The sequence below is a fragment of the Paraburkholderia sp. UCT70 genome (genome assembly GCF_050434085.1).
Taxonomy (GTDB): domain Bacteria; phylum Pseudomonadota; class Gammaproteobacteria; order Burkholderiales; family Burkholderiaceae; genus Paraburkholderia; species Paraburkholderia tuberum.
In genome coordinates, this window is the sequence record NZ_JBNPVZ010000003.1 from 1,257,399 (window position 1) to 1,279,964 (window position 22,566).

Below are 22,566 nucleotides of genomic sequence, written 5' to 3' on the forward strand. Positions count from 1 at the left end.
TACCCTGCATCTTGCGATGCTTCGTTACGTTGTCAGGGTCGCTCTTTATTCAGATTCCTAGACGCGCCCGGTGACACGGGCGGTTCCCTCATGTTGAAGCGGGAACCGCTCCCGCAAGCAACTTCGTGTCGCAGTCACCACCTTCTATCCGCTGGCGGCTAGCCAGCCTCATCTGTTGCGCGTTGCGCCGGAATTTCTTTTCGGGAGCACGCCCCATCTCAAGAATAGGTTACGTGAGTAACCCGGGCACCCCACGGGCATGTTCACTTCAAACCGCCCATACATCGGGTCCCGCGCTTTCCGTGGTGATGTTGTCGGAACGCCTTTGCGGATCACTGACTTCAGCTGCGCCCCCTCGGGTATCGCCCCGTCCTTCAGATAGCGCCACAACGCAATTGCGAGACGCCGCGCCACCGCGACGATGGCGATACGTCGGGCGCGGCGATTCAGTGGGACGCCCTGCGTTCGCTGGAAGAACCACCGTGTCAGCACACTGTCGGGCTGGTACCGCAGCCAGGACCACACCATCTCGATGAGCAGGGCACGCACCCGTCGATTGCCCTGCTTGCTGATGCCCTGATCTGTGCGGCTCCCGCCACTGTCGTATGGCTGTGGTACGAGGCCAACGCACGCACCGACTTCACGCCGGTTGTGGAATGCCCGCCAGAACAGTTCGAGCGTAGGATGCATGCAGGTCAGTCAAAGTCGAACATATCGAACAGTGACTTCTTCTTGCGGCGCGGATCGTAGTGCTTGCGCTGATCGCCGTGGTAAGAATCGTTGCGCCGTCCCCACTGCTGGTCATGGTGGCCGTCGCGGTCGCCGTAGCGCGCGTCGCGCTCGACCTGATTGCTTCTGTTGTCCGGTTCGGGCGTGTCCTGCATCTGGGTCAGCAGCTTGTCCAGCTCGCCGCGATCGAGCCATACGCCACGGCATGTCGGGCAATAGTCGATCTCGATGTTCTGACGCTCGGTCATCAGCAGATCGGGGGTCTTGCAAACGGGGCACTTCATTGCGTTGCTCCTTTCGTAACGTTCAACCTTTGTGCTGCCGGTTGGGGCGGCGTTCAACCGCCCCGATACTTCTGTCAGTCCGCTTCAGTCCGCTTCGTTCAGTTCGAGAAAGCCGAACCGCTGGTCTGCGTCTTTTCAGACCTTGCTTCGGAGCCGGCTTCACGCTCCGCTTCCAAAACTGCCGCCTTGTGCTCGCGCTTGTCCTTTCTGCGCCGCGCCATCATGTTCATGCCTTCGACGAAGCCTGCGAACGCCATGGCCGTGTAGATGTAGCCCTTCGGCACGTGCGAACCAAAACCTTCGGCAATCAGCGTCATCGCGATCACCAGCAGGAAGCTCAGCGCAAGCGTGACGATGGTCGGATTGCGCTCGATGAACTTCGACAGCGGGCGAGCCGCGAACAACATCGCCGTGACAGCAGCGATCACTGCAATGAACATGATGGGCAGGTGATCCGTCATGCCGACCGCGGTGATGATGCTGTCGACGGAAAACACGAGGTCGAGCAGCAGGATCTGGCCGATGGCAGCCGTCACCGTCAGGCCGCCGACGCCCATCGCAGGATTCGTGTGCGCCTCGGCGTCACGGCTCACGTGATGGTGCATTTCACGCGTGGCCTTCCACACAAGGAACAGACCGCCCGCGAGCAGGATCAGGTCGCGCCACGAAAACGCGTGATCGAACACGGAAAACACAGGCTCGGTGAGACGCGCGATCCACGCGACGGTGCCCAGCAGGCCGAGCCGCATCAGCAGCGCCAGCATGATGCCGATACGCTGCGTGCGCGCGCGTTGCGCTTCGGGGAGCTTGTTGCTCAGAATCGAAATGAAGATCAGGTTGTCGATGCCAAGCACAATCTCCATCACGACGAGCGTCGCGAGTGCAGCCCATGCAGCGGGATCGGCGGCCAGGGTCAGTAAGGATTCCATTTGCGAGCGTCGTTCTCCGGTTGAGAAGAAAACGGCTGATTACTGGGTCACAGCGTGTGGAAAGCATGATCGCCTGGCGCCGTATTCGAAAAAACCAGTGATAAGCTGACGGTTGGTTCGGTTTTTTCGAAGTGAGGCCACACATGCTCAACTACCGGCACTTGCACTATTTCTGGGTCGTCGTGAAGGAAGGCGGGTTTGCGCGCGCCGCCGAACGGCTCGACATGGCGGTGCAAACCATCAGCGCGCAGGTGCGCGAACTGGAAAAATCGCTCGGACATCAACTGCTGAAGCCCGCCGGACGCGACGTCGCGATGACGGACGCGGGACAGGCGGCGTATTCGCGAGCGGAGGAAATCTTCCAGATCGGGCGCGCGTTGCGCGACGAAGTGCGCGAAGCGGCCAGCGGGACCGTCGCGCGCTTCGCGGTCGGCTTGACGGATGGCATTTCGAAGCTGGCCGTCCATGCCATTCTTGCGGGCGTGCTGGACACGCCTTCGCTAAGGCTGCTCTGCCACGAAGGCGAAGCGGAAGACCTGCTGGCGGAACTGGCGCATCACCATCTGGATCTCGTGCTGTCCAGCCAGCCCGCGCCGCACAACTCGAATCTGCGTCTATCCAGCGAGCGCCTGATCGCTTCGCCGATCGACTGGTATGGGCCGGCCGCCGTGGTGCGAAAAACGCATGTCAATCATTTTCCGCAATGCCTCGCGTCGCTGCCGGTGCTGCTGCCGACGGGGCACTCGTCGCTGCGTTCGCGCCTCGACCGCTGGTTCGAAGCGGAAGGCATCCGGCCACGCGTCGCGGGCGAGTTCGAGGACAGCGCGTTGATGGCGCTGTTCGCGTCGCGCGGCATGGGCGTGTTTCCGCTCGCGGCGTTCGGCGCCGAGCGCAACGATCCCATGCATCGCGGCTTGCGCTGGCTCGGCCGCTCGCCGGAAGTGAAGGAGGAAATACACGCAATCGTGTCGCGGCGCGGGCGGCATCATCCTTTGACGCAAAAGGTGCTGAGTGCGGCGCATGCGTGACCGCGTTCGTGATCACGAAAAAGAAGGTTCGGTTTTTCCGAAGCTGGATTTCCGTTATTTCTGCTTTTTCCTCGACGCCGCCTCACCGTACTCTTGAGCCGTACCCACGAAGGAGGTGTCTCATGCAAGTCCTGTTCAAGTCCCGCGACCGTGAAGCCGTCCGTCTGCGCGGCTTCGCGCGCCAACGCATCCGGTTCGTGTTTCGCCGCATGGACTGGCTGATTTCGAAGGCGACTGTCAGCATGTCGGACATCAACGGCCCGCGCGGCGGACTCGACAAACGCTGCCAGGTGCAGGTGCAGACGCCCGATGCGACGCCTGTCGTCGTGACGTCGATCGCCAGAGACTGGCGCGGCGCACTCGATCTCGCGCTGGCCCGCGCGGCGCGTTCGATCATCCGCAGGCAGCAGGCGCGCATTGCGACTCGGGGTCCCCGTGATTTTGATGCCGTTTACGGGCGATGAACAAGGTACGCGCGAATTCCTATGAAGACAGATAGCAAACGTCTTGTGCTGAAATAGTAATATTACATAAACCTTTCGGCTATTCGGTGTCAAAGGAGAGGGAGGGTCCTATGTCACCGCAGTCATTCAGCCAGTTTCCATAGGAGACTTGTGAATGAAAAGAATTTTGCTGTTCCTCGCCACCAACCTCGCGGTGGTGTTGGTGCTTTCGATAGTAATGAATGTGTTGGGCGTCGGCCGCTTCTTGACCGGGAGCGGGCTCGACTTCAATGCGCTGTTCGTGTCCTCGCTGGTGATCGGCTTCGCCGGTTCCATCATTTCGCTGCTTATCTCCAAACCGATGGCGAAAAGGGCAACCGGGGCGCGTGTCATCGATTCGCCGCGCGATTCGACTGAGCAATGGCTGATCGACACTGTACGGGAGCTCGCGCAGCGTGCTCGCATTCGTATGCCGGAAGTCGCAATTTTTGAAGGCGCGCCGAACGCGTTCGCCACAGGGGCTTTCAAGAATTCAGCCCTAGTGGGTGTCTCCACCGGATTGCTGCAATCGATGAACACGGAGGAAGTGGAGGCTGTCCTTGCCCATGAGATTTCGCACGTGAGCAACGGCGACATGGTCACCTTGACGCTCATTCAGGGCGTGGTGAATACCTTCGTGATTTTCTTGGCCCGTGTGGTCGGCTACATCGTGGACAAGACCTTGTTTCGTCCCGAATGCGGTGTCGGTCCCGGGTTCTACATTACCGTTATTGTTTGCGAGATTATTTTCGGCATTCTCGCTTCGGTGATCGTCGCGTACTTCTCGCGCCGGCGCGAGTTCCGCGCTGATGCGGGCTCTGCGCAACTGCTGGCTTCTCCGCGACCGATGATCAATGCGCTGGCCCGCCTGGGTGGACTTGCACCCGGCGAACTTCCGCAATCCTTCAAGGCATCCGGCATCACCGACAAGCCGGGGTGGCTCGGGCTCTTCTCCACGCACCCACCGATCGGCAGGCGTATTGCTGTGCTGCAAAGCAGCGGGTAGTCAGTAAAGCAGGGCTGCGCGCGGCATTCCAACATGCGACGTCGACGTTTAGACAAGGAGTGCTCAGGCGCGGGCCGGTATGGGGCTTCCTGTAACGACCACGTGCCACGGCGCGCGAAAGCACCGGCGCGCCCGCAAATTCTCAGCGTATCTAAAGGGAAGGCGTTCATGGACGAGAGCTATCAGATGTCCCTGGTCAAGCGCATCATCCTTGCATTTCTTCTTGGCGGGCTCGTAGTGCTGAGCTACGTAGTGCTGCACCTGTTCCTGGTGCCAGTGGCCTGGGGCACCATCTTTGCCTACGTGACCTGGCCCGCTTATCGCCGCTTGCGCTCGCTTATGCGCGGGAACGCCACCGGCAGCGCGATGCTGATGACGATCATTCTCTCGGTGGCGTTCATTCTGCCGTCAATCTGGCTGATCGTGCTGCTGCGTGACGAACTGACCGCGGCCTACCAGACCGTCGCCAGCTACCTCGCCAATGGGCCGGACAAACTGCCGGAATTGATTGCGCGCGTCCCGTGGCTCGGGCTGTGGCTGCAGGATCTACTGAATCAAGTATCGGCCGATCCGATGGCCTTGCGCGCGCAAATCGCTGAGTGGGGCCGGCAGTGGACCGGGGAGGTCGGCCAGTTAGTCGGCGGCGTCGGTCGCAATGCGACGAAATTGGGCTTTGCCTTGCTGACGCTGTTTTTTATGTACCGGGACGGCGAAAGCGCGTTGGATCAAGTGCGCCGCATACTACGGCGTTTTCTGGGCGATCGCCTGGACGCCTATCTCGCTTCTATCGGCGGAACGACCAAGGCGGTCGTCTACGGGCTCGTGCTGACGGCACTGGCGCAGGGCGCGCTTGCCGGCTTGGGTTACTGGGTGGCCGGGATGCAGGCGCCGGTGTTGCTGGCTGCGCTTACGGTGCTGATCGCGTTGATACCCTTTGGCACGCCGTTCGTATGGGGATCGATCGGTGTATGGCTCCTCGTCACAGGAAAAACGATAGCCGGGGTGGGTCTTTTACTCTGGGGCGCACTGGTCGTTAGCTGGGTGGACAACCTGATTCGTCCGCTCGTGATCAGCAGCGCTACCCGGACACCGTTTCTTCTGGTCGTGTTCGGTGTGCTGGGCGGGCTTGCGGCCTTCGGCCTGGTAGGACTGTTTGTAGGTCCCGTCATCCTGGCGGTCCTGATGGCAGTGTGGCGTGGGTGGCTGGAGGAACAGGCAACCGTGGGCACTGGAACACAAGGCTAGCCCAACGCACTGCTGAAGTGATCAACTGCTTGCTGCAATCACTCACGGCTTGGGCAATGCGGCTAAAGCGGCATCAAAATCACGGAGACGCTGGATCATCCCGCGGACGCGTGAGGAAGGTGGCGAGATCCACTCCGCTGGGAAGCAGGACCACGTCCCTATCGACGAGCGTCTGGATGCCCGCCACTCCCGGCTGGACCGCGTTCTGCCAGATTGAGAACGTCGGCCAGCCGCCCGGGATGATGGGCGCGATCCCACGCGGCTCGAACCCTCCGTCCACGCGCTTTGTCCCATAGTTGGCGATCCACAGGTGCTGCTTCGTGAACAGGCTCGCGTTCGCCATGCCGTGCGTCCAGAATGACGGGTACGTGTAAATGGATCGGCGCCTTCCCGATACCTTCCTCCACGATCGACAGGAAGAACTGCAGCGACGCGACCGCCTGGTCCACGCTCACGTTATTTGGCAAGAACTCAACGTCGACCATTGGCGGCAGATCCCCCCCAGGTCAGCTCGGGTCACATCGGAGATCGGTTTCCGCTATATTTTCGAGAACACTCAGCTTTCCCTTACATTCACAATCGGTTTGGAACGGCGTCGCAGTTGATCGTTAAACTACGACTTTAGGAGTTCATCGTGCTGCTGTTTCTCGATACCGAGTACACCGGCTTCGGGCAACGGACTCCCCGGCTGATCAGCCCGGGGATTGTTGCCGAAGACGCTAGCCGCGAGTTTTATATTGAGTTCTCGGACACGTGGCAAATCGAAGATTGCTCAGACTTCGTCAAAAGGGAAGTTCTGCCATTGCTTGAGGGAGCCCCTTACGTTCGAACAAGGTCGCGTTCGCCTGCGGGAATGGTTTTTCAATGCTCCGCGTGCGGTCCGGATAGCGAGCGACTCGAGCACAGACTTTCGGTTCCTTCGGCTCTGCGGTGAAGCCTCGCCAGCGATACTGCGGCTGCTCATTCGCGAACTCGCCCGATGATCGGCCTGCCAGCGGCCGCGCGTCTGGATACGGACTTTCCCTGAATCGTGCAAGCAGCTTTGTTAGAAGCGGAATGTTGGCTATCTTTGACTCACCATCTGCCAGGCCGAACGAGAGAGGCAATCATGAAAGCATGGAACGTCGTGAATCTGCTCGTCGTCGTGGGATGCGTGACGTTGACGTCGAACGTCTACGCGCAAGCCAGCAACGCTATGCCGATGGGCTCGGGTCCGGCTGCAAGTTCAGGCAAGGCGACGCCAGCGGACAAGAAGCTGGCTCGGGATGTACGCAAGGCGTTGTCGAAAGCGCCCAACTTCAACGTGTCGAACGTATTCGTCAAGACGCGCGGCGGTGTCGTGACATTATCCGGCAGCATGTCGGACGGCCCTCAGATCCAGCAGGCCGCGGAAGTGGCGAAGGGCGTGCCGGGTGTAACGTCGGTGAGTAACCATCTGACGCTCTATACGAAAGGGTATTGACCCTTCGAGGCGGCGCCGGGAAGTACTGGCCGTTTTCAGCCGTGAATATTGCAAGAGGAGCCGACGCTTCGGGAAATTTCACGCGCTCCCTTAGCGCCTTCGATTTGCAATAGCGTTGGCAACGTTACGCCGTTCTTCGCCCGATTTGAGCCTTGCTACGGAACTGCCTCCAGCCTGCCCGGATGGCTTTAACCGTTCGCGATGTTGAACCGCACTCAGCCTGCAACCAGTCGAAAAGTGCGGCTCGAATTAGTGCACGTTGCATCATGCATAGAGCTCAGGCGTGTCAGCGCTCTCGTCAAAGCGGAACCGTTGACGACGCAAGCGCCGCCTTGCGATGCCCACCGACTGTCCACGCAATCGCGGTCCCGATTGCGAGAGCTAACAGGCATGCAGTCGGAACAAGCATTGGTGCGACATGGCTATTACTAACTTTGCCGACGTACGGCATCAGGTTCTGTGCGAAGAACCCTCCGAGATTGCCGATGCAGTTGATGGCGGCGACACTTGCCGCGGCTCGAGCGCCGGAAAAGAAGCGCGGGGGAAGCGACCAGAAACAAGGGTACAGCAGAGGAATACAGGCGCCACCCACACACAGGGCGATGAAGCGCAACGAGACTGTCGGCAATACGAGACTGGAGGCAAAACATACAACGCCGATGCCTGCGACCACGACCATTGCTTTTAATACCACCTGTTCACGTTTGAGCTTCCCGGGAAGCCAAAGCAAAAGAAGTGTCGCGAGTGCCCACGGAATCATGTTGAGCAGACCGTTGACGCTCGACGAAACGCCCCAGCTCTTGACCAGCGTAGGCAACCAGTACGTAACACCGTACAGCGACGTCGACATCAGCATGTAGGTCGCTGCGAACATGAGAACCTTCGGGTCAACCAATGCCGCCCATGGCCGGGACTCCTTTGCTTCCGGGGACGCTTCGCGCGCAAGCGCTGCGACCACAGTGTCCTTCTCGTCCTGAGAAAGGAAGTTCGCTTCCTTGACGGAGCTCGGTAGATATTTAAGCGCTACGAAGGCAATCAGTATTGCCGGAAAACCGGTGGCAAGGAAGACCCATTGCCAACCCGCCAGTCCCAGTGTTCCGCCCAAGGAAAGGAGCAGCCCTCCGACTAGCGCGCCAAGCATGTTTGCCAGCGAACTGCCGAGGGTAAAAAGGCCAAGCACACGTGTCCGGTAGCTTTGAGGAAACCACTGCGTCAGGTAGTAAATGACGCCTGGATAAAACCCGGCTTCAGCAATACCCAGCGCAAACCGAAACGAGTAAAAAACTGGCAGGGACCGTGTGAACGCCATTAGCACTGTAACGACGCCCCACGTAATCATGATGCGAGCGAGCCACGTCCGAGCCCCAAAACGATGAAGCGCCAGTGTGCTGGGCACCTCAAACAGCAGGTAGCCAATGAAAAACAGCGATGCTCCAAGGCCATACGCGGCTTCCGTCATGCCAAGTGCCTGAACCATTTCCAGTTTCGCGAAGCCGACGTTCTGCCGGTCGATGAATGCGATGAGAAACATGACAATCAGCAGCGGCATCAGCCGCCATGCCATTTTCTTCATTACCTGCTGCTCACGTGTTACGGACGTAGACATGTTCGCTCCAAGGTCCATGCCCGCTGCCGCTCGACTGGCGTTTCGAAAACGGTCAGTCAGACGAAAACAAGCAGATTGATATAGTCATGTATATGTTTGTATGTTTGAGGTCGGGCCGCAATGAGGTATAACCCGGACGAGCGCACGCAAGCGAGCTGCGGCCGCAGCTGGCGACCAGTGATGTATTCGGCGAACGAGGTGTAGAGCCTGAAAGTCGCGGGAAAAATGCGACCTGCCGGGTGACGGAGAGTCAGTTCCCGTTGTCGGTCCCTATGACGCCACCGAACGCGGCGAGGGAGTGGCGTTGTCAGCGAATATCGACCTGATACTGGAACGCTGCAGCAGCACCACGCGTGGTGCGCCATTCAATAGGCGTCCCGGCGAAATCGGATGCCACACGGTGCACAAGGATTACCGGGCTGCCAACGTCGATATGCAAGAGCGCTGCATCAGCGTCCGTCGCCTGTTCGACGTTCAGAATCTCGGTTGCGGATGCGACGATTTGGCGGCAAAGCCGCTCATAGAGCGGATAAAGCAAATCTTCGAAGCCACCCAGGGGCAGAGTCGCCAGCGCTTCGAAACGGCTTCGAGGTAGCCATATTTCTTCCGACAAAACCGGTTGTCCGTCAATCAGTCGTACCCGCGAGAGATGAACAGCCTTCTCGGTCGCCTTCATCCGCAAGGTTGAGCGAATTGTCTCGTTCGGCTTGACGACCTCCCGGCTGAGTACCTTCGCCGTCGGTCGGACCGGCTTGCCGTCAGCTGACTTGAACCGGAAGAAGCGGAACAACGACGAATCAAAGCGCGGGCGGCGGACAAACGTCCCTTTTCCCTGGGTGCGTGTGAGTACCCCGTCAGCCACCAGCAAATCAATGGCTTTCCGAAGGGTTCCGGTCGACACGTTATAGAACTGGCTAAGTTCCGCCTCTGTGGCGATTGCCTTTTCAGGCGCCCACTCGCCCTCCGCGATGCGACGCACCAGGTCATCGCGCAGCTGCTGGTATCGCGGCAATCGACCGTCTGGCCTGGCCAAGAACGACTGCATATCCATGATTCATATAGTTGTTCACAGGAATAGTCACTGTACAACATCTCCAGGAACAAGGGTAAATCCCCAATGACTTCTTGGCGGAGGCGCCTAAACTAAACATATAGTCATATACATGAATATATGAATTTACCTTGGAGACGGCGATGTTCACCTGGTACAAGCAAGGCACACCTCTCGAACGCAGCACCTTCTGGGGATGTTTCGCGGGTTGGGGCCTCGATGCTCTCGATGTGCAGATGTTCACCCTGGCAATCCCCGCAATCATTGCAGCCTACGGCATCGACCACACGCAGGCGGGCGCAATCAGTGGCGTGACACTGGTGTCATCGGCGATGGGCGGCTGGTTGGCAGGTGCCTTATCCGACAGGATTGGTCGTGTCCGGACGCTGCAAATTACGATTCTCTGGTTTGCCAGCTTCACGTTCCTCTGCGCCTTCGCCCAGAGTTTTCCTCAACTACTGGTCCTGAAGGCCCTGCAAGGGTTCGGGTTCGGGGGAGAGTGGGCTGCAGGCGCCGTGTTGATGGCTGAGACCATCCGGACGGAACACCGCGGCAAGGCCATGGGCGCGGTACAGAGCGCCTGGGCTGTCGGCTGGGCCGGCGCAGTGCTGTTGTATGCCGCAGCTTTTTCGTGGTTGCCGTCAGACACGGCGTGGCGTGTCATGTTCGGTGTTGGCCTGCTGCCCGCGCTTCTCGTCCTTTACGTCCGCCGCAATCTCCGCGAACCTGTGCGCGTTGAGCCGTCTCGCGCTGAACCAGCTGTTTCTTGGTGGGCGCAAATCGCGCAGGTGTTTCAGCCGCGCGTCATCAAGACCACCGTGATCGGGGCGATTCTGGGCACAGGCGCACACGGTGGGTACTACGCCATCATGACCTGGCTGCCGACCTTCCTCTCCAAGGAAAGACATCTGTCGGTCCTCAACACGGGTGGGTATCTGGCGGTTGTTATCGCGGCTTTCTGGTGCGGCTGTATGGCGAGCGCTTACCTGCTCGACCGTATCGGACGCCGTCGCAACATCGCATTTTTTGCATTTTCTTGCATCGTCACCGTGCTTGCGTACGTGATGCTTCCCTTGAGCAACACGGCAATGCTTGTTCTGGGCTTCCCGCTAGGCTTCTTTGCTGCCGGCATCCCAGCCAGTCTGGGCGCACTCTTTAACGAGTTATATCCTGCGGACATGCGCGGGACAGGCGTCGGCTTTTGCTACAACTTCGGTCGCATCGCCTCGGCGGGTTTCCCGGTGCTGGTCGGGTACATGAGTCATTCGATGTCGCTGGGAGCAGCGATTGGTATCGATGCCGCAATTGCGTACGGGCTGGCGATGGTTGCCGTGTTGCTGCTTCCCGAAACGCGCGGCAAGCGCTTGCGGCCGTCCGGCGTCGAGCAGGTTTCACAACCGGTCGCCGACGCCGAATTAGCGCTTCACCATCCCCGGAGCCAGCGATGACCCAGGCACCATCCATCGCGCGGCCACGGCTGCCGCGCGTTGACACGCACGCGCACGTGTTTGCCCGGACGCTGCCGCTCGCGGACGGACGGCGCTACGCACCCGACTATGACGCAACCCTGGACGCCTACCTGAAGCTTCTGGACGAGAACGATATTGGCAATGCCGTCCTTGTCCAGCCCAGCTTTCTCGGCACCGATAACAGCCATCTTTTAAAGGCGCTGACCAGCGACATTAGCCGGCTGCGCGGTGTGGCAGTCGTCTCCCCCGAAATTTCAGAAGACGACCTGCAGCGGCTGAACTGCCAGGGTGTGACGGGTGTGCGTCTGAACCTTGTCGGGCAGACGCTCCCCAAGCTGGGCTCGGCGCCACATGTAACGCTTTGGCGGCAGTTATCAAAACTAGGCTGGCACGTTGAGTTGCACAGGGAGGCGTCGGACCTGGCGCCGCTCGTCAATACTTTGCTGGATGTGGGCTTGCCAGTCGTCGTTGACCATTTTGGCCGCCCTGACCCGGACAGCGGCACACGCGACCCGGGGTTTCACGACCTGTTGGAGTTTGGCCCATCTGGCCGCGTGTGGGTCAAGATTTCGGGCGCCTATCGGTGCTCGGAGCCGGACTCGAGTTTCATGCGCGATGCCACGGACCGACTCATAGACGCATTTGGCGCCGAACGTCTGATGTGGGGTAGCGACTGGCCACACACGCAGTTTGAACATGCGACGAACTACAGCCAGACGCTTGGCGCGTTGCTGGACTTACATCTTGCGCCCGCGATTGTCGAGGCAATCCTGTGCTCAACCCCGCACTCGTTTTACGGGTTCGACAAGGACCCCGTGAGGGATATTGTCCCGACGACACCGACTTCCCAACTCACTTCCTGAGGTCATCATGCAAGTCACCGGTATGTTGCACGGCGCCAGATTGCTGCAGTTCGTGGGCTTTCCGACGCCCGAGATTCTGGGTCCGGACGCTAGCGAAGAACAGATTCGAGCGATGCTGAAAAAGCACGGCATGATTTTCATCAAGCCGGTTTTCAAGGGCGGTGTTGGCAAGAAGGGCAAGGCCGGTCTGATTGGCCGCGCGACTGACCTGACGACCGTCTTGAAGGAGAAGGAGCGTCTTTACTTCGTCGAACATCACGTTGCCAATACTGTGTCGAAAGCCAACGGTGTGACCTTTGAGGCGGGTGTGCCGGCCGAGTACGAGGTCTATTTCTCGATTACCGACTCGACACACTTCCGCGCGCCTACCATGACGCTTACGCATCACGGTGGCGTCGACATCGAGGAACTGGACAAGTCGCAAGTTGTGCAGATTCCGTTCGACCCGCTCACTGGCCTCAAGGCGTTCGTCGTGGCGAACGCGCTTTCCACCCTGGGCGCGCCCAAACAGATTATCTCGCCGCTTGTTCAGCACCTCCCCAAGTTGTGGGAGCTCTATCACGGATTCGGCATGACGACCCTCGAGCTCAATCCAATCCGGATGCGTGAGGATAGCAAGGGACGGCTGACACCCATCGCCTGCGACTTCAAATGCGGTTTCGACCGTGACGACCCGCGCTGGCAGCGCCTTAACCTGCCCGCGCATCTCTTCGCGGTCGATTATTCAGATTTCGAACAGGAAATCAACCAGCTTCGCACGTATCAGGGGCAGAGCGACGTCTACGTCATTAACGCGAAGGGCAGCATTCTCGCTCCCACGTTCGGGGGTGGTGCGAATTCCCTTGTCACGCAAATGCTCGGAGACGACGCCATCATCTCGTCAGATTTCGGCGGCAACCCACCCTACGAAAAGATGAAGGAAGTCGCCAGCATCTGCTTCAAGCACTGGATTGAGCAGAGCAATGTGCTGTTCATCATTGGTGGAAAGTCGAACAACACGGATATTTTTGAAACGTTTCGCGCAATGGCCGACGCGCTGCGTGAGCACTTCAGTCAGCACGGCCCAACGCCCCTCTATGTTGTGGTCGGCCGTGGTGGCCCAAATCTGGTTCGTGGAATGAGTGCATTGCGCGACACGCTCGATTCGCTGGGATTGCCGTACACCTTCTTCGGCTTTGACTCGGACATGAGCGACGTGGTCCTGTACGCGAAAGAGGTGGACCGATGGATGAAAGCAGGCGGCCGTGAGCAGATTGCCGCGAAGCTGGGAATCTCGTTCAAACAGACTGCCTGAACGTCTCATCGACTGAGGAGTATCACTATGTACAAGCAGGGCATCGGCGAGTTTAAATACTTCGTAGGAATTAGTTCGTTATCCCAAATTGCCACAAAGGATGACCGCGTTTGCGTGCTCAACATCTTGGGTGGTGAGTCGAGCGATGTCACCCCGGTCGGTCATGCCTATTCCGGCGGCAATGTGGTGTTTGGTACAGCTCCAGGAAAGCGCGGACAGGTACTGGAAACGGCACTTGGAAGCGTGCCGGTCTACAACAATGTCCTTGAAGGCCTGAACGATGGTCACCGGTTCAACTGCGGCGTCATCTATCTGCCGCCTTCCGCTGCACGGGACGGCGTGGCCGAGCTTATCCGCGTCAACCCGGAACTGAAGAAGATTTTCATCGTCACCGAAAAGCTGGCCGTCAGTGACTCCCGCGAAATCCGCGCGATGGGTCAGTCCAACGGCATCGACATTTTTGGCGGCAACAGCCTCGGCGTAGCTGACGCCTGGAACCAGGTGCGTATCGGCGGAGCGCTGGGCGGCGACAATCCTCAAGAGGCATTGCGACGCGGCTCAATTGCATTGTTCTCGAACTCGGGCAACTTCACAACGACCATTGCAACCTACCTGCGGATGGCCGGATGGGGTACGACAACAGCCATTTCAAGTGGCAAAGACGTCTACATTCAATTCGCGGCGCCCGAGTTCGCTGCGGCCCTGGCAAACGACGCGCGAAGCAAGGCGGCCGTTCTTTATGTCGAACCAGGCGGCTACTATGAGCTCGACGCCAACTTCACGAAACCGGTGGTTGCGTGCGTCGTGGGGCGCTGGAAGGCGAAGCTGACCCGCGCAGTGGGACACGCGGGTGCCATGTCTGGTGGTGCAGACGACGCTGTATCAAAAGAACAGTGGTTCCTCGATAAATTCGGGGTATCGAGCGTGTTCACACCGGACAATCCGGTCGTGTCGGCAAAGGGCGCTCTTGTCACGAACATCGCGCACATACCCGCCGCTCTGACGGCTGTGATGCGTGAAAACGCCTGTCGGCCCGATTTCGACCCTGAGGGCAACCTTGCTTTGAAGCCGTGGTTCAGCAGTCACCGCGGATTGAGCCTGCCGAAGGTGCTGGATTTGCCAGTCGTGCAGGCCGCTGCCCCATACGATGCCCAGATTGCTGCGCTCGACAAACAGGTTGGGGCAGTACCACCGCGGCAGTCGATGAAAGATGCCTCTGGCGCGTCGCAGATGGACCCGAGGTCGCAGGTCACCAGTCTGTATGGTGTCTCGATGCTCGATGCAGCGCAGTATCCCCTCGAGACCAACGTGAGCCTTGCGCTGCTCCACGAACCCGGCGGGATGAACGACCGCGCGCTAATCAATGTCGCTGTGAGTGCGTTCCTGAACCTGTATGGACATCCAGCACTCGTAGCTGCGCAGGCTGCACGAGATGCTGGGAACGCACCTAACACCGTCCTTGCAGCGGCGGCGAGTATCATCGGGCCGCGTGGTCAATCCGCGCCTCGCCAGGCTGTCCGCGCTCTCATCGACGCTTTTGCCACGGTGAAGCTCGAGAACGCGACGGACGAGAGTTTCGACTATTCGCGCGCCGAAGTCAGCGACCCCAACCGGTTTGTCGCCAGTGAACCGGATTTGCGGGCCCGCGCAATCCTGGCTGGACTCAAGGCTCGTGACGCGAAGTCGACGTTTGTGCGATACATCGAAAGCCTGCCCGGCGAGCCAACTACCGATGGCGTACTGGCAGCGATTTGCGCGACGCTCGCATGGGGACCGCTCATGCGCAAACGCATTTCACGCCTCTCGGCAGAGAGCCTTCCGTGGTGGATTCAACTGTTCGGCTCCCTGATAGGCGCCTCGGTGCCCGCGGACCAGCACGGTCCGGACAGCTTCTGCGGCGTCGAAACGAAGACAGTCCTGGAGGAGCGTTCGCTTGGTGAAACCGCCTTCAGCGCGTTGTTTGGATTGTCGCCAGGCACGAGCGACTTGTTTTCCTTCCAATTGCTGGTCGGTCTGCTGCTGTCAAATGGACCCGGAACGATTTCTGCGCAGGGTGCAAAAGGTGCGGTCTCTGCCGATGGTCCCGAAGACCCCGAGCGCGTCCAACTCAACAAGGCGTTAATCGGCTTCCTTACGCACAGTGGTTACACACACGGTGGCAATGGATTTGAGGGAATTGCGTTTCTGCTAGACCAGTTCGCGGATAGCGGACTGACTGACCCGGGCAATCCTGCGCACGGGCTGGATTTGAAAGCACTAGCGATGACGTACGTCGAAAGTTACGCCAAATACAAATCGAGCAAGAAAACGAGCGGCAGCCTGGACATTCAGAAGATTCCCGGCGTGAATCATCCGGTGTTTAAGGACAAGCCGGTCAACCACGATCTACGTGAAGTGTTCGTTCGGCAGTTGTTCGCCGAGCGCGACGAATATAACATCTTCCACGACTTCTATCGGACGTTGGTGCAAAGTCTGTTCGACGCCGGGGTTTCGCGAAACGTCTACTGCGTCAACGTCGACGCGGTGATTGCCGCGTTGCTGCTCAAGATGCTCTGGCAGCCATATCGTGACGGAACCTATTCCCGCAACGCCTTGGAGACGGCCGCCTTCACTATATTTCTATACCCCCGCATGCTCGGTTGCGCGGCTGAAATCGACGACCATATGAACCGCGGAAGGAACATGGATACGCGGACACCCGCGTCGGAGTGCCGTTTTGTCGCGTAGGGGGATGACCCGGCAGCGCTAGACGTCCTTCTACGCTGCCGGGCTTACGCTCACATCTGTCTGATGTCCCTAAGTTGCGGCGGTCAAACCGGTTCACTGCCTCTGATGTGTGCTGTACCCGGACCAAGGACATGCGCAAATCCGAACGGGAGGTTTAACGCGAACAGTCAGCAATTTCATCATTGACGTCTTCTGCCTGGCGGAAAGGAAGCTGCGTCAAGACCATCGTCTCGGCTCGTCGATTGTTGACGATCTAGGTCTTGTTAGCGAATGACCGAATTTGGCCGAACCCGGTCCGATAGCTGAATTGAGAATCGCTTGCCGGCGCGCAGCGGATGATCGTCGCAAGTCGACCGAGGATTGCGGTAGGGATGCCCATTACTGAGCACCCCCCGCACAGATCCCGGCGTGCCCAATTCGGGCACCGGGCTCCTACCTCGGGTGTTTGACGGCGAAGCGCCGGTCAGGCCACGGATGAAGGATTCGAGGGGGCGGAAGCCAGGCATTGGCGATTCGTCTCATTCGCTCCCACGTCATGGCGTCCTTCTGACTGCGCCGCCGGAGCGTGCGCCGCCATAGAGCGGTGACGTGATGTCGAAATGCGCCGAGTGCCCGCGAGTTGGTAGGCACCGCGTGATACGCAAAGTATCCGCGAACTACCTGCCTGAGCCATTGCCCTTGCACTGGAATCGGTTCGTGCATGCGCGTCCGTAGCGCCTCCTTGATCTGCCTGAGTCTCGCCCGCATGCGATCCCCTCGGGTCTTCCGCTGCAACTGGAAAGCCCCGCGACGAGACCTGCCGCAGATAAAGATGAAACCCAGGAAGGTGAAGGTCTCCGGTCGGCCAGGACCCCGGCTCTGGCGGTTGACCGCTGCATAGCGGCCGAACTCCAGCAGCCTCGTCTTGTCCGGGTGAAGCACAAGCGAGAACTCCTCCAGCCTCAAACGCATCGCGTCCCAGAATCGCCGCGCGTCAGCTTCGTGCTCGAAACCGACAACGATGTCATCTGCGTATCGCAGAATGATGACGTTGCCTTTGGCTTCCCGCCGTCGCCACCGGTTGGCCCAGAGATCGAAGACGTAGTGCAGGTACACGTTCGCGAACAGCGGTGAAGCCACTGATCCCTGTGGTGTCCCTGTCTCACTGACGCTAAGCTCTCCGTCTTCCAGAACACCCGCCTTGAGCCACTTGCGCACAAGACGGATGATGCGCTGGTCGCCGATCCGGTGCTCCATGAAACGGACTAGCCATTCCTGGCTAACCGAGTCGAAGAAGCTCCGAAGATCCGCGTCCAGAATCCAGTTCACCGGGGTGTGGGTGATGGCCGTCGCCAACGCATCCAGCGCATCATGTTGACTACGCCCGGGCCGGAACCCGTACGAGAAACCCAGAAAGTCTTCCTCGTATATCGCGTTCAGCACTTCCACCACCGCACGCTGGACGATCTTGTCTTCCAGCGCGGCAATCCCCAACGGGCGCTGTTTGCCGTCCGGCTTCGGTATGTACTGTCGCCGAACAGGCAGTGCCCGGTACGCTCCGCTCTGTACCTGCGCGTACAGGCGCTGGAGATTCTCTTCCAGTCCCGCCTCGTAGTACCGCCACGTCAGGCCATCCACTCCGGGAGCCGCATTGCGTTTAAGCGCAAAGAATGCCCCTCGGAGCCGGTCGGCCGTAACGTGATGCAGAAGCGCGGTGAACCGTTCCTGCTTCCGCTGTCTTGCAGCTTGCCGTACACGTTCCAGCCCCTGTGGCACGCTTGCCCGGTTCTGCGCCCGGTGCGTGTGTGGCTGACCCGTGCTCCCCTCGGTCCCCGCCCTTGGCTCCGCCCACTCCGCAGCTGGTTCCCCAGCCTTGTTCGCAGGCTTCATCGCTACTACGGCGGAGTCTGACTTCTCCCGTCCGTTCATCATCGGCTACGGCTCCTCGCCTTCCCGATGCGGACCTGTCCATCCTGCAACAGGCCAGACTGGAGATCTCCCGGTTCCCGAACAAGGAGCGTGCGCACATGCCAGGTTCTACGACCACGCCGGGTCATCCGGGCGCTCGCGATTGCGCGCTCGGACGTTTTGCCTTCCGCTACACAGACAGCGTCGGCACCCGGAATCAGTTTTCTATCGTGGCTCAATGGCTGGCCTGCACGTACCCCTGCCGACGCTTCGTCGACATCCTCACGGATGCCTGCGCACGGCTCGGGGCCGATGTGGTTCGCTATTCCTTCATCGCAGTGGACTTGCACCACTTACTCCTTGCCGGTCTCCCGGCGCACCCGTGTGAAAACGCATGCGGAATGCGGTGCTCGAAAAAGTTGACCCTCCAGATCGCTCTGTGTTGGCCTAGTGGCAACTCGGGAAGGGTAAGCGACACCCAAAAACCGAGTACTTTTGCGTTTTCACATGGCCTCGACCCATTGCTGACGTTGGGACCTACGCCACCTCAACGGCAGCTTACTGGAGGCGGTCACCCGTACCTAGGTGCTGATTGGCAAGTGTTCGGCCTAAGCGGTAGGTTCCCAATGTGCCCAGTAGCGACGACCCGAGCGTCCGCTTTCGCAGTATCCGGATCATAATCCCCTCCGAATGGACGACCTCGGTTCGAATCCGACATGGCCCACCAAGTCTCGCTTGGGTTCGCGGATATCTGCTTTGAATCGGGACCGCTCCGTAGGGGCGAATTGCGTGGGCAGGAGTTCGTTCCGTGACCCTGTCGGCCCTACTTGCACAGCGGATTTTATATCTCACGCTATGACAATTTTGCGGGGAGTCGCGAAGGTACATAACCCCGGCGCTTATGATAGGAAATCGCGCCTACCGTGGCCCCCCAATAGACCCCTGACGCATGGATAACCTGTTGTTCGGCATTCGCACTCCCGACGCAAAAACGTCGAGGGTGCCATGGGTTACCCGCGTGGTTACCTCCCATTCCAGCGCTCGACTTCACGTAAAATTCATGCTCGGGCAGTCGTGGAATCCGCGCTCGGGCAAGCGTGGAATCTGCGCTCGGCTTGCCGTGGGATACGCACTTGTACGTCGCGTCAGGGACTCGATGTCCGTTCTCGCGTACTGCAATGGCCTACGCTCTGGCGCCGTCTCCCAGCATCTCAGGTCAGCTTATTGCGAGAAAACTGTTTATTGCGCGACTGGAGACACTTCGAACACACAGTGGTCATGGCCTTCCGCTGCGCATTGCACTTCCTGCGACTGCGAGCGCGGAGCGCTTTTGCCAGCTTCAGTAGTGTCGTTTACCCAGGGCGGCCTCAAATCTGAAGTGCAACACCTGTTTCGTATAAGGTGTTGCGATGCACGAAAGAACTCAGTATCAACAACTTCAGCCTGAAGAGCGCCTGATCATTGCAAGTCTGCATCTGCAGGGTTCGAGTATCCGGGCCATGGCCCGGATACTCGGTCGCTCGCCAGCCACCGTTAGCCGTGAACTGGCGCGAAACAGCTTGCCTGCTGGCTACGCGTCCGTGTCGGCTGAAGCGCTCAGTGCCGCACGCCGCAGCGCGGGTCGCCGCCCCCCAAAGCTTTGCCTGCAAAGCGTCTGCTGGCGCATCGTTCTCACTCTGCTCGAGTGGAAATGGTCACCTCAGCAGATATCGGGCACACTGAAGCGTATGTATCCGACCGACCCAACCCAGCAGGTTTCGCACGAAACCATCTACACGGCTATCTACGCCCAGCCGCGCGGCGAACTGCGCCGTCAGCTCATTGCGTGCTTGCGCCATGGCCACAGCACGCGCATGCCGCGTACACGGGGCACAGACCGGCGCGGACAGATTCCCGACATGGTCAGTATTCATGTGCGGCCGCCCGAAATCGAAGACCGACTGCTGCCTGGGCACTGGGAAGGCGACTTCATCAAGGGTGCCGGCAACCAGTCCTCGGTAGGCGTGCTGGTTGAACGGACCAGCGCGTCTGGTGCTGCTTGCCAGGATGGAAGATGCCACCGCCGCTTCAGCGCTGGCCGGCTTCTCCGCCAAACTCAATTCGATTGTCGCGCCATTACGGCAGAGCTTCACCTACGACCAGGGCAAAGAAATGTCGCGGCATCAAGAACTCACCGCCGCAACCGGCGTGAAGGTGTACTTCTGCGACCCGCACAGTCCCTGGCAACGCGGCACTTGCGAAAACACCAACGGGCTGCTGCGCCAGTATCTGCCCAAAGGCACGGACCTTTCGGTCTACAGTCAGGACGAACTTGACGCTATCGCCGACAGTCTGAACAGCCGACCTCGTGCAACTCATGCCTTCCATTCGCCGTTCGAGGTCTTCGCCGCGACCCTTGCTTCAGCAAGTCAACCTCAAGGCTCTAAACATTAAACCCGCTGTTGCGCTTCACTCTTGAAACCGCCCAGTCCATAGCGCCGGCGAACCAGCCCGCGAACATGTAGCAAAGCTTGCCGTGCTTGCCCGGGTTGCGCCAGCACGAAGGACGAGTGACGGAGTTCGACGCGCGCACGCGCGCTCACCGGATCGACTTCGACGATCGTGAAGATGCCCCATCCTCGTTGCGAAAGACGCTTCACGTAATGCTCGAATACGGCTATGCCACTGATGCCGTGCTGCTGTGCTTCCTTGTCGCACCAGTGATAGGCCGACTTGTAACCCGCCTTGTAGAGAATCTCCGCGTAGGCATCACGCCCGAGTGCCTCTTCGACAGCCTTGTGATTGTTCGTGAAGAAATGGCGCGGGACGTACAGCATCGGCAGTGCGTCAGAGGTCCAGACGCCAGTGTTCGGATCGACGTCGATCGGCAGTTGCGGTTGCATCGCGAGGGTGCTCCGAGGGGTGAGTTTCGGTTTGCGCGGGCGCTTATCACGGCGCCCGTCGCGTTTCGATGAATGAGGATCGGGTTTCGGTGCTTATGCGCCCCAGACATCGCGGAACACGCGCACCCAGTTTTCGCCCATGATCTTGCGGATGCGCGTCTCGCTCCAGCCTGCGCGCTGCATGGCCGCGGTGAGGTTCGGGAACTCGCCGATCGTGCGGATGCCTTCCGGGTTCACGACCTTGCCGAAGTTCGTCAGACGGCGATAGCGGCCCTTGTCGTGCGTCAGCCAGTCGAAGAAGTCGACGCTGTAGCCCTGCGTGAAATCGGTGCCGATGCCCACCGTATCTTCGCCGGCCAGGTTGACGACATAGTCGATGGCTTCGATGTAGTCCTCGACCGTCGCATCGATTCCGCGCTTGAGGAACGGCGCGAACATCGTCACGCCGATGAAGCCGCCGGCTTCGGCGATTTCCTTCAGCTGTTCATCGGACTTGTTGCGCGGGTGCTCCTTGAGACCCGACGGCAGGCAATGCGAATAGCAGACCGGCTTCTTCGAGAACGCAATGGCCTCCGACGACGTATTGCCACCAACGTGCGACAGATCGACCATGATCCCGACGCGGTTCATTTCGGTAATCACTTCGCGGCCGAAATCCGACAGCCCACCGTCACGCTCATAGCAACCGGTGCCGACCAGGTTCTGCGTGTTGTAGCAAAGCTGCACGACGCGCACGCCCATGTCGGCGAAGGCTTCGATATAACCGAGGTTGTCCTCGAACGCATGCGCGTTCTGGAAGCCCAGGATCACCCCAGTGCGGTTTTCCTTCTTCGCACGCGCGATGTCTTCGGTGGTGCGCACGAGCGTCAGCAACTCACTGTTTGCGCGGATCTGCTGCTTCATCAACGCGATGTTGTCGACGGTCTTCGTAAAGCTCTCCCACACCGACACCGTACAGTTGGCTGCGGTGATGCCGCCCTTCCGCATGTCCTCGAACACCGAGCGGTCGAATTTCGAGATGTTCAGGCCGTCGATGATGATGCTGTTCTCATGCAGATTGCTCATTCGATGCTCCGTATAGGCTTCTGGCGTGTGGGGTCGCTATGGCTGTGCGCAAGTTCGGCGATTCGGCGAATCAGTAAATCGGAAAGCGTTCGCACAGCGCGAAAATCTCACGGCGTACGCGCTGTTCAGTGGCCGCATCCCCATCCGGATGGTGGCCCAGCGCATCGAACACTTCGAGGATCAGGCGGCCAACCTCGCGGAATTCGCCGACGCCAAAGCCGCGCGTCGTGCCGGCCGGTGTGCCGAGGCGAATGCCAGAGGTGACGGTCGGCTTCTCGGTATCGAACGGGATGCCGTTCTTGTTGCAGGTGATGCCAGCGCGCTCCAGTGCCTGCTCGACCTGTGTGCCCTTCAGGCCCTTCGGTCGCAGATCAACCAGCAGCAGGCGGTTGTCCGTGCCGCCCGTGACGAGATCGACGCCGCCCGCCTTCAGCACCTCGCCGAGCGCCTGTGCGTTGGCCAGCACGTTGTCGACATAGGTCTTAAAGTTGTCCTGCGTTGACTGGCCCGCCCGCAGCGGTTATCAGGAACGGACGACCTTTCTGAGTAACAAGCAG

Annotated in this window: 15 protein-coding genes and 6 pseudogenes; 10 read left to right on the forward strand and 11 right to left on the reverse strand. The window is 59.6% G+C overall.

What is annotated here, in order from left to right:
• Positions 1–339: 339 nt before the first annotated feature.
• The 3 genes and pseudogenes from OKW41_RS23710 to OKW41_RS23720 form a co-directional block, all read right to left on the reverse strand.
• Positions 340–678, reverse strand: a pseudogene (locus OKW41_RS23710) (transposase); the annotation flags it as partial.
• A 17-nt stretch (positions 679–695) separates the two neighbouring features.
• Entirely contained in the window at positions 696–1,013 is a 318-nt protein-coding gene (locus tag OKW41_RS23715; protein WP_184009689.1) for a zf-TFIIB domain-containing protein, read from the reverse strand.
• 98 nt (positions 1,014–1,111) lie between these two features.
• Entirely contained in the window at positions 1,112–1,942 is an 831-nt protein-coding gene (locus tag OKW41_RS23720) for a TerC family protein (protein ID WP_429574139.1), read from the reverse strand.
• Between the two features lie 143 nt (positions 1,943–2,085).
• On the opposite strand from OKW41_RS23720, the gene OKW41_RS23725 reads away from it, so the two are divergent.
• The 4 genes from OKW41_RS23725 to OKW41_RS23740 all read left to right on the forward strand — a co-directional run bounded on the left by OKW41_RS23725 (position 2,086) and on the right by OKW41_RS23740 (position 5,703).
• On the forward strand, positions 2,086–2,970 hold the full coding sequence (locus tag OKW41_RS23725; RefSeq protein WP_429574140.1) for a LysR substrate-binding domain-containing protein: 885 nt from the start codon (positions 2,086–2,088) through the stop codon (positions 2,968–2,970).
• A 122-nt stretch (positions 2,971–3,092) separates the two neighbouring features.
• Positions 3,093–3,434, forward strand: coding sequence for an HPF/RaiA family ribosome-associated protein (locus OKW41_RS23730; RefSeq protein ID WP_429574374.1), 342 nt, complete (start codon positions 3,093–3,095; stop codon positions 3,432–3,434).
• A gap of 154 nt (positions 3,435–3,588) precedes the next feature.
• The gene (gene htpX, locus OKW41_RS23735) at positions 3,589–4,458 is read left to right on the forward strand and encodes a protease HtpX (RefSeq protein ID WP_429574141.1); all 870 of its coding nucleotides are present in this window, start codon (positions 3,589–3,591) and stop codon (positions 4,456–4,458) included.
• A 168-nt stretch (positions 4,459–4,626) separates the two neighbouring features.
• Positions 4,627–5,703 (forward strand): AI-2E family transporter, encoded by a 1,077-nt coding sequence (locus OKW41_RS23740; RefSeq protein WP_429574142.1) that lies wholly within the window; start codon positions 4,627–4,629, stop codon positions 5,701–5,703.
• A gap of 79 nt (positions 5,704–5,782) precedes the next feature.
• On the opposite strand, the pseudogene OKW41_RS23745 reads toward OKW41_RS23740, so the two are convergent.
• Positions 5,783–6,118, reverse strand: a pseudogene (locus OKW41_RS23745) (GH25 family lysozyme); the annotation flags it as partial.
• 693 nt (positions 6,119–6,811) lie between these two features.
• Here OKW41_RS23745 and OKW41_RS23750 point away from each other — a divergent pair.
• Entirely contained in the window at positions 6,812–7,165 is a 354-nt protein-coding gene (locus tag OKW41_RS23750; RefSeq protein WP_429574143.1) for a BON domain-containing protein, read from the forward strand.
• Positions 7,166–7,463: 298 nt separating this feature from the next.
• Here OKW41_RS23750 and OKW41_RS23755 read toward each other — a convergent pair whose 3' ends face one another.
• Both OKW41_RS23755 and OKW41_RS23760 read right to left on the reverse strand, forming a co-directional pair.
• Positions 7,464–8,771, reverse strand: a complete 1,308-nt coding sequence (locus OKW41_RS23755) for an MFS transporter (RefSeq protein ID WP_429574144.1) — start codon at positions 8,769–8,771, stop codon at positions 7,464–7,466.
• 307 nt (positions 8,772–9,078) lie between these two features.
• Positions 9,079–9,822 (reverse strand): GntR family transcriptional regulator, encoded by a 744-nt coding sequence (locus tag OKW41_RS23760; RefSeq protein ID WP_429574145.1) that lies wholly within the window; start codon positions 9,820–9,822, stop codon positions 9,079–9,081.
• Between the two features lie 143 nt (positions 9,823–9,965).
• Here OKW41_RS23760 and OKW41_RS23765 point away from each other — a divergent pair, with 143 nt between their 5' ends.
• From OKW41_RS23765 to OKW41_RS23780, 4 genes are read left to right on the forward strand one after another with little or no spacing between them, the layout of a single operon-like run.
• A complete protein-coding gene (locus tag OKW41_RS23765; protein ID WP_429574146.1) occupies positions 9,966–11,270 on the forward strand; it encodes an MFS transporter in 1,305 nt (434 codons plus the stop codon).
• Complete coding sequence (locus OKW41_RS23770; RefSeq protein WP_429574147.1) at positions 11,267–12,154, forward strand: amidohydrolase family protein; 888 nt, start codon at positions 11,267–11,269, stop codon at positions 12,152–12,154. The genes OKW41_RS23765 and OKW41_RS23770 overlap by 4 nt, the downstream gene beginning before the upstream one ends.
• Before the next feature lie 7 nt (positions 12,155–12,161).
• Positions 12,162–13,448, forward strand: coding sequence for an ATP citrate lyase citrate-binding domain-containing protein (locus OKW41_RS23775; RefSeq protein WP_429574148.1), 1,287 nt, complete (start codon positions 12,162–12,164; stop codon positions 13,446–13,448).
• A 27-nt stretch (positions 13,449–13,475) separates the two neighbouring features.
• The gene (locus OKW41_RS23780; protein WP_429574149.1) at positions 13,476–16,175 is read left to right on the forward strand and encodes a CoA-binding protein; all 2,700 of its coding nucleotides are present in this window, start codon (positions 13,476–13,478) and stop codon (positions 16,173–16,175) included.
• Positions 16,176–16,607: 432 nt separating this feature from the next.
• Here the strand turns inward: OKW41_RS23780 and ltrA are convergent, their stop codons facing one another.
• Both ltrA and OKW41_RS23790 read right to left on the reverse strand, forming a co-directional pair.
• Complete coding sequence (gene ltrA / locus OKW41_RS23785; RefSeq protein WP_429574150.1) at positions 16,608–18,086, reverse strand: group II intron reverse transcriptase/maturase; 1,479 nt, start codon at positions 18,084–18,086, stop codon at positions 16,608–16,610.
• 1,215 nt (positions 18,087–19,301) lie between these two features.
• A pseudogene (locus tag OKW41_RS23790) lies at positions 19,302–19,421 on the reverse strand (4-vinyl reductase); the annotation flags it as partial.
• A 50-nt stretch (positions 19,422–19,471) separates the two neighbouring features.
• On the opposite strand from OKW41_RS23790, the pseudogene OKW41_RS23795 reads away from it, so the two are divergent.
• Positions 19,472–20,495: pseudogene (locus OKW41_RS23795) on the forward strand (IS30 family transposase).
• Positions 20,496–20,526: 31 nt separating this feature from the next.
• Here OKW41_RS23795 and OKW41_RS23800 read toward each other — a convergent pair.
• The 3 genes and pseudogenes from OKW41_RS23800 to glyA all read right to left on the reverse strand — a co-directional run.
• Positions 20,527–20,944: pseudogene (locus OKW41_RS23800) on the reverse strand (DUF5943 domain-containing protein); the annotation flags it as partial.
• 93 nt (positions 20,945–21,037) lie between these two features.
• On the reverse strand, positions 21,038–22,009 hold the full coding sequence (locus OKW41_RS23805) for a dipeptidase (protein WP_429574151.1): 972 nt from the start codon (positions 22,007–22,009) through the stop codon (positions 21,038–21,040).
• Between the two features lie 70 nt (positions 22,010–22,079).
• Positions 22,080–22,505, reverse strand: a pseudogene (glyA, locus tag OKW41_RS23810) (serine hydroxymethyltransferase); the annotation flags it as partial.
• Positions 22,506–22,566 lie beyond the last annotated feature (61 nt).